Below are 12,543 nucleotides of genomic sequence, written 5' to 3' on the forward strand. Positions count from 1 at the left end.
TCCTCCCTATTTTAAATCATTTTCAATCAGGTTCACGGAGACAAGCGTGGATACGCCTTTCTCCTGCATCGTGATTCCGTAGAGACGGTCAGCGGCGACCATGGTGCCTCGCCGGTGTGTGATGACGATGAACTGGGTATGTTTTGTCAGTTTATGCAGATATTTTGCGTAGCGGTCCACATTGGAATCGTCCAGGGCCGCCTCAATCTCATCTAAGAGACAGAACGGGGACGGTTTTAAGTTCTGGATCGCGAAAAGCAGAGCGATGGCCGTCAGTGCCTTTTCTCCACCGGACATCTGCATCATGTTCTGGAGCTTCTTTCCCGGCGGCTGGGAAATGATCTGGATTCCTGCCTCCAGGATATCTTCATCCTCGATGAGCTCCAGACTCCCGTGTCCGCCTCCGAAGAGTTCCCGGAATACCTTGTCAAACTCTGCCCGGATCATGGCGAACTTCTCTGTGAACTGCTTCCGCATCCCGATATCCAGCTCCTCGATGATCTTATAGAGGGCATCCTGTGCCGTAATAAGGTCATCGTGCTGGGTCTTCATGAACTCGTATCGCTCTGAGATCTCCTTGTAATCCTCGATGGCATTGACGTTGACATTTCCAAGACCGCGGATCGCGTTTTTCCGCTCGGCGATCTGTCGTTTCATGTCCGCCACATTGTCGAGGGATCCGTCCCGCAAGAGCTCCGCCGTCGAGAATGTGAGACCATATTCGTTCCACATATACTCCACCTGGGCATCCTGGCGTTCTGCCAGTTTGTCGCTCTGGTTCTGCAGACGGAGAAGCTCTTTGTCCAGGTCAGAGATCCTCGCGGAGAGCGCTTCCCGCTTCTCAAAGAATCCCTTCTGGGCTTCATTCTTTGCCGCCTTTTCATCCTGAGCGGCAGTCATCTCCTGGTAGTAGGTTTCCGCGTCTTTTCCGGCATTCTCAATCTTCTGCTTTAATTCTTCAATCTGTGCGAGGCGCTTCTCCACCTCGTTTTTACTGTCCGTGTGTCCGTCCCGCAGAGACATTTTTTCAGTGAGAAGACGGTTCTTCTCCTCCTCGAGACGATGGATATTCTGGTCGAGGAAGGAATCCTGCTGTTTTAAGTTCGCGGCTTCCAACTGGACTTCGGAAAGCACCGCGGATGCGTTATCCCGGTCTGCCTTCGCCTGCTCTAAAGCTGCGGAATCCGATTCGATCTTTTCATTCCGGTCGGTATTTTCCTGTTCCAGACGCTTCATCTCTTCTGCGATGGCAGCGAGACTGTCCCGCAGCTCGTGGATCTGCTCTTCCAGCTGACGGTTCTCCAGGTTCATATCCGCGGAGGACTCGTAGAGTTCCTCTTTCTTTCCCTCCAGCTGCTTCAACGCGATCTTTGCCGTATTTTCTTCCAGATATTTCTTCTGAAGGTCACTCTTTACATTTTCCAATTCGCCGCTCTTTTCCTGGAAGATTCCTTCCTGGAATATGGTCTCCGCCTGGATCTTATCGACGGTGGTTAGGGCTTTCTTACAGGCTTCTTCTAATTCCTCCATCTCCCTCTTTCTTCCGAGAAGGTTGCTGGAGTTTTTAAAGGCACCGCCGCTCATGGATCCGCCTGGATTTAAGAGATCTCCTTCCGGCGTTACGATACGGATGGAGTGGCGGTATTTTCTCGCAATGGCGATGGCGTTGTCAATGTGATCCACCACGAGGACGCGGCCGAGAAGGTATCTCGCCAGGGTCTGGTATTCCGGCCGCACATGGACGAGATCCGCGGCGATTCCGATGGCACCAGGTTCTTTTAGGGCACCCGGTGTATTAAATCCATTTCCCGCCGAGATTGCGGATAATGGAAGAAATGTGGCACGTCCGAACCGGTTCTTTTTCAGATGTTCGATCAGTACCTTCGCGGTCTGTTCGGAGTCCGTGACGATGTTCTGGATCGATCCGCCGAGAGCAGTCTCGATAGCGATCTCATATTCCTTCGGAACATCAATGAGGTCCGCCACAACGCCGTGGATGCCTTTTATCCGGTCACGGACCTCCATGACGCGCTTGATGCTGTTTCCGTAGCCATCATAGCGCTCCGCCAGGTTCCTTAAGGATTCCAGCTTTGTGTGGGCCGTGTGGTAATCCTGTTCCGTGTGGCTTAGGTTTCTGTTTAAGCGGCGGATCTCTTCGTTTGCCGCCTTTACTTCCTCTTCCAGGGATTCTGCCTGGGAAAGGAGTTTTTCAATCTCGGCGTCGATGGCTGTCAGGCGCTCGTTCTGCTCCGCAATCTGGTTATCCCAGTTTTCCTCGTCGCTCTTGACCTTTAAGAGCTTTTGGGCGACTTCGGATCTGCGGACCTGTACCTGCTCCAGCATCGTATCATAGCGCTGTTTCTTTACGGATAACTCTGATTTTTCATTCAAGGCCGCGATCAGCGCACCCTTTAAATGCTCGATGGACTGTTCAAGGCTGTCGGCGTGGGTGCTGGAAATCTTTAAGGCACCTTCCGCATCGGAGAGATGTTCCAGGACTTCCTGGATCTTATTTCCGAGAGCCTCCCGCTCCTCTTTGAGAGCTTCCTGCTCTTTATTTTTCGCGGATAATTCCTCGTCGATGGCAGCAGTCCTGTTTTTAATGTGCTCCGCGTTCAACTCCTCGGCATGGATCTGCTCCCTTAAGACATTGATCTGGCCTTCCAAGTTCCCCGCGGACATCTTCGCTTCATTCGCGGCGTTCTGCTTTTCGGAGATCTTTTCGTCCAACACGCGGACCGCCTCGGAGATCCGGTCATATTCCTCTTTTAAGGCTTCGGCAGCGGCTTTGGATTCCTCCATATCGCCTGTTACCATGTGCTCTTTTCTTGTGAGCTCCAGTTTCTGGTCCTCGATGGCTTTTAAATCAGCGAGGAAGAGATTTACATCGAAACATTTCAACTCTTCCCGGAGTCTTAAATACTCTTTCGCCGTCTCAGCCTGCTTTGCGAGAGGTCCCACCTGTTTTTCCAGTTCGCTTAAAATATCAGAAACACGGACGAGATTCTGTTTCTCATCCTCAAGTTTCTTCTGGGCGATGGCCTTTCTTCTCTTGAATTTTACGATTCCTGCCGCCTCATCGAAGAGTTCCCGGCGGTCCTCAGGACGTCCGCTCAAGATCTTATCGATCTGACCCTGTCCGATGATGGAATAGCCTTCTTTACCAATACCGGTATCATAGAAAAGCTCGTTGATATCCTTTAAGCGGCAGGCACTGCCGTTTAAGAGATATTCACTCTCACCTGAGCGGTAGATCCGCCTGGAAACTGTGACCTCGTCGTAATCGATGGCAAGCTGGTGGTCAGAGTTATCCAGTGTGATAGCCACATAGGCAAATCCCTGGGGTTTTCTCGTCTCCGTACCGGAGAAGATCACATCCTGCATGGAGGAACTTCTGAGCTGTTTTACCTTCTGTTCACCGAGCACCCAGCGGACTGCATCGGCAACATTGCTCTTTCCGCTTCCGTTCGGGCCAACGATGCCGGTAATTCCGTTGTGGAATTCAAATATGATCTTATTAGCAAAGGATTTGAATCCCTGTACTTCGATACTCTTTAAATACATGCGTTAATTTTCCTATTTCTTAAAACTACGTGATCTGTGTCTTACTGGATTTTACAGATTCCGTGGTAGGCGGCAACCTGTTCCGCCGCTTTCTTCGTACGTCCGAGACCTCTTCCGATCTCCTCGTCCCCGATTTTTACGCAGACCTCAAAGGACTTGTTGTGGTCCGGCCCCTCTTCCTTGAGAAGTTCATAGACAAGCGTTTCTTTGTACTTTGCCTGAACCATTTCCTGCAGGATAGTTTTGCTATCGTAAAAGAGCTGTTTATGTTCAATATCATTCAGAATAAAACGATGGATGAACTCTTTTGCATTAGCAAGACCACCATCCAGATAAATTGCGCCGATGACCGCCTCCATCGCGTCAGAGACAACAGACGGCCGTTTCCTTCCGCCGGTCAGATCCTCGCCTTTTCCGAGAAGCAGATAGTCGCCAAGCGGTATCACATCCGCACAGTAAGCCAACGTCGGCTCGCAGACAAGGCTGGCACGGAGTTTCGTCATCTCGCCCTCCGGCATAGACTCGTATGTGTGGAACAGGAAGTCGCTGGAAATCACCTCGAGCACGGCATCACCAAGGAATTCCAGACGTTCATTGCAGCGTGTCTTATCCCAGTGCTTTTCGTTTGCGTAGGAACTGTGAGTCAGGGCGTGAGTCAGAAGTCCTGGATCCTTGAACTGGTAACCGATCATTTCCTGAAGTTTTTCAAGTTTTTCTTTCATGATTAGCCTTTCTTTAAAAGAAGGTGTCCCTGTGAAGAGACACCTTTTCCTGCGATTAATTTAATGCGTTTTTGATTGCCTCAACAGCATCGCCGACACTTGCGATCTTCTCAGCTTCCTCAGTCGGGATCTCAATGTCGAACTCTTCCTCGATACCCATAATGATCTGGAATACATCCAGGGAATCTGCGCCGAGATCATCAACGAATGTAGTGTTCATTGTGATCTCCTCCGGATCGATATTGAGAACCTCTGCGATGATCTGCTGTAATTTTTCAAACTCCATAATTTCCATCCTCTCCTATTTTGCTTAATAATTTAGATTTAGTTTTATAATGTGTAACGGTTCAGTCCGCAGCGCAGATAACGCCCGGCCAAACGGTTATGCTTCTGTCTCTTCCGGGGCAAGACACCCTTTTATTTTATCAGAGATCTCATTCTCCTTAAAGGAGATACACTGGATGATCGAGTTCTTGACCTCCTTCGCCTTTGAACTTCCGTGGGTTTTCACGACGAGTCCCTTTAAGCCTAAGAGCGGTGCGCCGCCGTACTGGCTCGCGTCGAAGCTCTTTAACGTAGATTTTAAAGCCGGTTTGATGAGAAGCGCACCGATCTTGCTTCTGAGATTGCTCATCAGGCCCTTCTTCACCATCGTCATCATCGTCGCGCCCACACCCTCGTAGAGCTTTAAGATCACGTTGCCCACAAATGCCTCGCAGACGATCACATCCGCGCCGCCGTGGGGGATCTCACGGGCTTCGATACTTCCGATGAAGTTTATATTTTTACACTCTTTTAAGAGCGGGAATGTCTCTTTCACAAGGGCATTTCCCTTTTCCTCTTCCACACCGATATTGACGATCGCCACACGCGGATTCTCGATTCCCATCACATATTTCATATAGAGGGAACCCATCTGGGCAAACTGTACCAGGTGAGACGGTCTCGCGTCAACGTTTGCGCCGCAATCGATCAGAAGAGAGACTCCCTTTTCCGTAGGAATAAGCGGTGCTAACGGCGGGCGTTCCACACCTTTGACACGTCCGACGATGACCTGTCCGCCAACGAGAACAGCTCCGGAGCTTCCGGCAGATACAAAGCCGTCCGCTTCCCCGTTTTTTACAAGGTTCAGGCCGACCACAAGGGAAGAATTCTTTTTCTTACGGATCGCATTGACCGGCGGTTCTCCCGTCTCGATCACTTCCGGGGCGTCAACGATCTCAATCTGCTCTATTTTATAGGTATATTTTGAGAGCTCTTTCTCGATGACATCTTTCTGTCCAGTTAAACAGACGGTAATGTCTTTTCGTTCTGTGACCGCATCGACAGCACCTTTTACGATCTCTCCAGGGGCGTTGTCCCCGCCCATGGCGTCTACAGCAATTTTTATCATGTTTTTCTCTCCAATTCCTGTCCGCGCTCAGAAAAGCGTTGATAAATATTTCCATAGCACGGAGCATCCCATCGAACGGCGTAAAAACGCACTGCCGCTCTCCGGGACTTTTATAGTAATTAATATACTAAATACCTTTCATAAAATCAATACCTTTTTCATGCAGTTTTCATGAACAGGGAATGACAGGTTTTTGGAAAAAAATACCTTATATAAAGAAGAAAGAGATAAAAAAGCCATAACGATCGGTCTAAGATTCAGATCCGATTATCATGACTTTTTCTAATTACATATGCCCTTACCACTTATCAGACCTGTCCTTACCAGGTTCCTTACGAGGCATGCATATCCGTTGAAACGGCTTCTTCGCATTTTATTCCTGCACAAGTTTATGGATTATCCCGCTCACCTGTGACGGGTTTGCTTTTCCTTTCATCTCCTTCATGACCTGTCCCATAAGGAATCCGATGACTTTGTCTTTTCCTTCCTTTAACTCGCCCACAGCTTTCGGGTTTGCGTCCAGGATCTTCTTCACTGTTTCCTCCAGAAGTCCGGAATCACTCTCCATCCTGAGTCCATGTTCCTCAACATAAGCTACCGGATCCACATCAGACTCAAACATGACGGCAAACACATCCTTTGCAGTCTGGTTGTTGATGACGCTCTTCTCAAGGAGTGCGATAAGGGATGCCAGATGCTCTGCTGTGAAGGTGATCTTCGATGCCTCTGATTCTTTCTCCTTTAAAAGACGAAGCGTCTCGCCGGTCAGCCAGTTCGCTGCCTTCTTCGGTGCCGCACCTGCCTTGATGGTGTTCTCGAAAAGTTCAGCCAGCGCCTTATCCCCTGTGAGGATATCCGCATCATAAGCACTCAGCCCGTACTCGGACTGGTATCTCCTGGATTTTGCTTTCTTTAACTCCGGCTGAGCTGCACGGATGGAAGCGATCCATGCGTCGGAAATATCGATCGGCGGAAGATCCGGGTCCGGGAAGTAACGGTAGTCCTTCGCGTCTTCCTTGGAACGCATCGCATGGGAAGCTTCCTTGTTGTCATCCCAGCGGCGTGTCTCCTGGACAACAGCACGTCCATCCTCGAGAAGCTCTATCTGGCGCTCTCTTTCTCCCTCAATGGCATGGGCAATGGCCTTGAAGGAGTTTAAGTTCTTCATCTCAGTTCTCGTTCCAAGTACCGGGCTTCCAATCTCTCGGACAGAAAGGTTCACGTCGGCACGCATGGAACCTTCCTGGAGACGGCAGTCGGAAACGCCGAGGTACTGCATCGTGGACTGAAGATGCTCTAAGTACTGGATGACCTCGTCGGCGCTTCTCATATCCGGTTCGGATACGATCTCAATAAGCGGAACACCGCTTCGGTTGTAATCGACCAGGGAACTGTCGGTCCACTCGTCATGAACCAGCTTTCCGGCATCCTCCTCCATATGAATCTCATGAATGCCGATGCGTTTTGTTCCTGCTGATGTCTCAAGCTCCACATAACCGTCGTGGCAGATCGGAAGGTACAACTGGGAGATCTGGTAGTTCTGTGGGTTATCCGGGTAGAAGTAGTTCTTACGGTCGAACTTGCAGAACTGGTTGATCTGGCAGTTTAACGCAAGACCCGCACGAAGCGCGAACTCCACGACCTGCTTATTTAATATAGGAAGAGATCCCGGCATACCCGTACAGATCGGGCACACATGGGTGTTCGGTTCAGCGCCGAAATCTGTTTTGCATCCGCAGAAAATTTTCGTCTTTGTGGCTAACTCCACATGGACCTCAAGACCGATGACGGTTTCATACTGTTTCATGATAAGGTCTCCTTTCTGGCAAATGGAAGTGTCCATCCACCGCGGACATTCTCAATGGCATATGCTGCGGCGAACAGGGTCTTTTCTCTGAAGCAGTCACCGAGAAGCTGGACGCCGATCGGGAGTCCTTTCTCGTTTACGCTGCACGGAACGGTGAGCCCTGGAAGACCTGCAAGGTTTACGGCAACTGTATAAATATCACTTAAATACATCTTCATCGGATCGCTCAGGGATGTTCCGATCTTTGGCGCTGCTGTCGGAGCAGCCGGTCCTAAGATGATGTCATACTTTGCAAATGCTTCATCAAATGCTTTCTTGATCAGGGCGCGTACTTTTAACGCTTTCAGGTAATATGCGTCATAATATCCGGAGCTTAAAACGAAGGAACCGAGCATAATTCTTCTCTTGACCTCCGGTCCGAATCCCTCGGATCTGGAACGCTTGTACATGTCGTGGAGACCTTCGTACTCTTTCGCTCGGTAGCCGTATTTGACACCGTCGAAACGCTCTAAGTTGGAGCTTGCCTCCGCAGCCGCGATCACGTAATATGCCGGGATCGTGTATTCCATAAGACCGAGGTCAAAGTATTCTACCTCTGCCCCGCACTCCTTTAAGTAGGCTGCACACTGCTCGACGGCTGCTCTGACATCATCGTCAAGTCCGTCCGACAGATACTCTTTCGGGATACCGATCTTCATGCCGCGTATGCCCTTTCCGATGGAGGAAGTGAAATCCGTGTCCGTTCTCTCCATGGAGGTGCTGTCCCTCTCGTCATGGCTTGTGATGGTCTCAAGAAGGGCTGCACAGTCGGCTGCATTCTTGCCAATCGGTCCGATCTGGTCCAGGGAGGACGCGTAAGCCACAAGACCAAAACGGGAAACCGTTCCGTATGTCGGCTTGATTCCGGTAACGCCGCAGTAGGAGCTTGGCTGACGGATGGATCCGCCGGTATCAGAGCCGAGAGCCGCGAAGCATTCACCGGCTGCGACCGCCGCGCAGGAACCGCCGGAGGAACCGCCCGGAACATGTTCCGTATCCCACGGGTTCTTTGTAACCGCAAATGCGGAAGTCTCGGTGGTACTTCCCATGGCGAACTCATCCATGTTTGTCTTTCCGAGAATCACCATGCCGGCATCTGTGATCCTTGTGACCGCCGTCGCATCATAGAACGGGACAAAGTTTTCAAGGATCTTTGAAGCACATGTGGTCCTCATGTCTTTTGTACAGATATTATCTTTCACTGCGATCGGGACACCTGCCAACGGGCCTGTGTATTTTCCGGAACGGATTCCATTGTCCACTTCCTTTGCCCGTTCCAGGACCTTCTCCTCATCCACGGTGAGGTACGCGCGGATCTTCTGATCTTCCTTCGCGATCTGCGCCAGGGACGCCTTTGCGGCTTCCTCTGAGGTGATCTCGCCTGCTTTTATCTTCTTTGCCAGCTCTGTGGCGGAAAGTTCCAGTATTTTCATATCCGTCTCCTCCTAACCGATGGTTTTTGGAACAAGGAACTGTCCGTCCTTTTCCTTCGGCGCATTCTTTAACAATTCTTCCTTCGGGGTACTCTCAAGAACAACGTCCTCGCGGAACACGTTCTTGATCGGGAAGATGTGGGTCAACGGCTCCACATCGGAGGTATCTAATTGATTCAGCATATCAACATAATCGAGCATCTGCTGAAGATCCTGTCTTGATTTTTCTTTCTCGTCTTCTGTCAGGTGAAGCTTTGCCAGGATCTCAATCTCATCCATCGTCTTATCGGTGATCATCTCTGCCATAATCTCAAATCCTTTCTCTATACCATCACGGTTTTAATCTTGTCATATCTCTCGGGAACAGGCATGCCTCACGGACGTTGTCCTCTCCGATCATCTTCATGGTCAGGCGCTCAAGGCCGATTCCGAGACCACCGTGGGGCGGCATTCCGTATTTGAAACAGTCAAGATAATCTTCCATCCCCTCGATGTCCATGCCTTTCTCCGCGATCTTCTTTAAGAGCGTCTCGTAATCATGGATCCGCTGGCCGCCTGTGGTGATCTCAAGACCGCGGAATAAAAGGTCGAAGCTTAAGGTGAATTCCTTGTTCTCCGGATCGTCCATCGCATAGAACGGACGTTTCTTTGACGGATAGTGGGTAACGAAAACAAAATCTGCTCCGTACTCAGATTTGAAGTACTCGCCGATCAGCGCCTCTTCCTCCGGCTCTAAGTCATGTGGGCTTCTGATCTGTCTGTCATACTTTTCAGCGATCAGCCGTTTCGCTTCATCGAAGCGAACGAATGGGATTTTTTCCAAGTTCGGGAGTTCGATCTTTAAGAGGGCAATCTCCTTCGCGTAGTCTTTTTTCAGGAGTTCTATCACATACTGCAGCATCGCCGTCTCCATCTTGCAGATATCCATGAAGCTGTCGATGAATCCCATCTCGAAATCAAGGCTTGTGTACTCGTTTAAATGTCTCTTTGTGTTGTGCTTCTCCGCACGGAACACCGGGCCGGTCTCAAAGACTCTGTCGAACACGCCGACCATCATCTGTTTGTAGAACTGCGGGCTCTGTGCCAGGACTGCCGGTCTGTGGAAGTACTGGAGTTTAAAGAGGTTCGCGCCGCCCTCTGCGGATTTCGCACCGATCTTCGGGGTATGGATCTCGGTGAATCCCTGGCTTGTCATAAACTCGCGGAAGCCGCGGCAGATACCTTCCTGGATGCGGAATTTCGCGCGCTCACGGACGTTCCTCAATGCGATGGCACGGCGGTTTAAGTTTGCCTCCAGGGATGTGGGAAGTTTCCACTTGTCGATGGCAATTGGCATCGGCTCTTCCGGTTTTGAAAGGATCCTTGCATCGGCAAGATGGATCTCAATTCCGTGGGGTGCACGCTCTTCCTTGAAAACAGTTCCAGTCACGCGGACTGCCTGACCTTCACGGATCTCGGAGAGGACTTCCTTTTCGGATCCTGCCTGGATCACGGTCTGTAAGAGACCATCGCGGCTTCTTAAGATCACAAAGGAGATTTCTCCCATATCGCGGATGCTGTGTACCATGCCTTCAACAGTAACTTCGGTACCAACGGACTCTTCTCTTTCCAATTCTTCAAGAGTTTTTACTTTTCTGTCTTCTAATCCTGTTACAAACTCCATAATCTGATCCTCCTAAATTTGTGGGGTAAAATTTGAGGCCTTTTAGCTTGAACAACAAAAATCCCGCCCCGGAGACTTTTGCTTTTAAAAGTTCTCCGGGACGGGATCTATATCACCCGCGGTACCACCCGCATTGCATTTCCATGCCACTCATGAGTCGCCGCTTTCGCTGTCGGACCATCATCCTAACGACTCGGCCGCGTAACGTGCAGCTTGCGTGCTGTCCTACCATCGTATCCGATCTTCGAGCAGCCGGCTCCGGAGCGTTCCCGCCTTTCTCGTTTCTTCCATGCTCTCAGCTGTCACACGGTTCTCTGTAAAGTCTTTCGAAAGGGAGTTTCCTTCAACGCCTTTGTTTGATATCTTTTTGATGTTTTATGTTTTATCAGAGATTTTTGATTCTGTCAAGTGCTTTTAAAGAATTTTCGTAAGTTCCGAATGCAGTGATCCGGAAATATCCCTCTCCGGACGGACCGAAACCTGCCCCCGGAGTGCCCACGATCCCGGCGTTGTTTAACAGGAAATCAAAGAAATCCCAGGACTTCATGTCGTTCGGAGTCTTTAACCAGATATACGGGGAGTTTACGCCGCCATATACGGTAAAACCTGCGTCCTTCAAGCCTGTGTAGATCGTCTTCGCGTTCTTCATGTAGCGCGCGATCTGCTCAGCGACCTGCGCCTTTCCTTCCGGAGAGTACACAGCCTCACCTGCGCGTTGGATGATATACGGAGTTCCGTTGTACTTGGAACCCTGACGGCGCATCCACATAGCGTTTAAGCTTACATCACCGCTCTTTAAGTCCTTTGGAATTACAGCAAATCCGAGACGCATGCCGGTAAAGCCTGCTTTCTTGGAGAAGCTGCGCAGTTCGATCGCACATGTCTTAGCGCCCTCACATTCATAGATGGAGTGCGGGATGCCTGCCTCTGTGATATATGCCTCGTAAGCAGCGTCATAGATGATGACAGCGCCGTTCTTGTTCGCGAAATCCACCCATGCCTGGAGATCTGCCTTCTTGATCGCCTCACCGGTCGGGTTATTCGGGAAGCAGAGATAGATCAAGTCTACATGCTCCCTCGGGAACTCCGGAAGGAATCCGTTGTCAGCAGTACACGGCATATATACGATCTTGTCGAAACGGCCTGTCTCACCGTTGTAAAGACCGCTGCGGCCTGCCATAACATTGGAATCCACGTATACCGGGTATACTGGATCGCATACAGCGACAACGCTGTCCAAGGAAAATAATTCCTGGATATTTCCGCAGTCACACTTTGCGCCGTCGGATATGAAGATCTCGTCAGCAGAGATGTCGCAGCCGTTCTCCTGGAAATCCTCTTTTGCAATAATATTTCTTAAAAAGTCATAGCCCTGCTCCGGAGCGTAGCCGCGGAAAGTCTCAGCATGCCCCATCTCATCGACAGCTTTGTGCATCGCTTCAATGATCGCTGGAGCGATCGGCTGTGTCACATCACCGATTCCGAGACGGATGATCTCCTTCTCCGGGTGCTCTGCCTGGAATGCGGATACTCTCTTTGCGATATTTGCGAAGAGATAGCTGCCCGGCAGATTGGCAAAATTTTCATTGACTTTAAACATGTCTCAAATCCTCTCTTTCTGTAAATGCATGTGGGGTCTGGTTGCCAAATGCCTAGCCGGCTCTGCGTGCAGGCACGCTATCCGGTTAGTCGCTTTGCACCACTTTTATATGTAAATATACCACACATATGCAAAAACTGCAGTAAAAATCCGGCAAATACTTTAACTTTTTGTTACAGTTCAGCCATGCGCTGGTTTGAATGAGAAAGTGTGTTGCAAGCTTGCTTGCATAAGCACTTTTTCATCCAAATCAGCATATGGTGGAACCACCAAGCTTCTTGTTTTCATGAATATGAAAACAAGAAGATGTAATGACTGAACT

9 protein-coding genes are annotated in these 12,543 nt (G+C 50.1%); all 9 read right to left on the reverse strand.

Going from position 1 to position 12,543, the window contains the following annotated elements; all coding sequences use genetic code 11:
* Positions 1–6: 6 nt before the first annotated feature.
* The 9 genes from smc to DXA87_RS10750 all read right to left on the reverse strand — a co-directional run bounded on the left by smc (position 7) and on the right by DXA87_RS10750 (position 12,221).
* Positions 7–3,564 carry a chromosome segregation protein SMC gene (gene smc, locus DXA87_RS10710; protein WP_117504330.1) on the reverse strand — a complete coding sequence of 1,186 codons (3,558 nt, stop codon included), beginning with the start codon at positions 3,562–3,564 and terminating at the stop codon, positions 7–9.
* A gap of 41 nt (positions 3,565–3,605) precedes the next feature.
* Positions 3,606–4,286, reverse strand: coding sequence for a ribonuclease III (gene rnc / locus DXA87_RS10715; protein ID WP_015554517.1), 681 nt, complete (start codon positions 4,284–4,286; stop codon positions 3,606–3,608).
* 55 nt (positions 4,287–4,341) lie between these two features.
* Positions 4,342–4,572, reverse strand: a complete 231-nt coding sequence (gene acpP / locus DXA87_RS10720) for an acyl carrier protein (RefSeq protein ID WP_015554516.1) — start codon at positions 4,570–4,572, stop codon at positions 4,342–4,344.
* 96 nt (positions 4,573–4,668) lie between these two features.
* Entirely contained in the window at positions 4,669–5,679 is a 1,011-nt protein-coding gene (gene plsX, locus DXA87_RS10725) for a phosphate acyltransferase PlsX (RefSeq protein WP_021905053.1), read from the reverse strand.
* A gap of 373 nt (positions 5,680–6,052) precedes the next feature.
* Positions 6,053–7,486: an Asp-tRNA(Asn)/Glu-tRNA(Gln) amidotransferase subunit GatB gene (gene gatB, locus DXA87_RS10730; protein ID WP_199537925.1), complete on the reverse strand. Its 1,434-nt coding sequence runs from the start codon at positions 7,484–7,486 to the stop codon at positions 6,053–6,055.
* Positions 7,483–8,958: an Asp-tRNA(Asn)/Glu-tRNA(Gln) amidotransferase subunit GatA gene (gene gatA, locus DXA87_RS10735; RefSeq protein WP_117504332.1), complete on the reverse strand. Its 1,476-nt coding sequence runs from the start codon at positions 8,956–8,958 to the stop codon at positions 7,483–7,485. Before gatA ends, gatB begins: the two co-directional genes overlap by 4 nt.
* 12 nt (positions 8,959–8,970) lie before the next feature.
* Positions 8,971–9,264 (reverse strand): Asp-tRNA(Asn)/Glu-tRNA(Gln) amidotransferase subunit GatC, encoded by a 294-nt coding sequence (gatC, locus tag DXA87_RS10740; RefSeq protein WP_015554512.1) that lies wholly within the window; start codon positions 9,262–9,264, stop codon positions 8,971–8,973.
* Between the two features lie 25 nt (positions 9,265–9,289).
* Positions 9,290–10,621: an aspartate--tRNA(Asn) ligase gene (gene aspS / locus DXA87_RS10745; RefSeq protein ID WP_117504334.1), complete on the reverse strand. Its 1,332-nt coding sequence runs from the start codon at positions 10,619–10,621 to the stop codon at positions 9,290–9,292.
* A gap of 385 nt (positions 10,622–11,006) precedes the next feature.
* Positions 11,007–12,221 carry an LL-diaminopimelate aminotransferase gene (locus DXA87_RS10750; protein WP_117504336.1) on the reverse strand — a complete coding sequence of 405 codons (1,215 nt, stop codon included), beginning with the start codon at positions 12,219–12,221 and terminating at the stop codon, positions 11,007–11,009.
* Between the last annotated feature and the right edge of the window lie 322 nt (positions 12,222–12,543).

The organism is Desulfotomaculum sp. OF05-3 (assembly GCF_003435535.1).
Lineage (GTDB): Bacteria > Bacillota > Clostridia > Lachnospirales > Lachnospiraceae > Pilosibacter > Pilosibacter fragilis.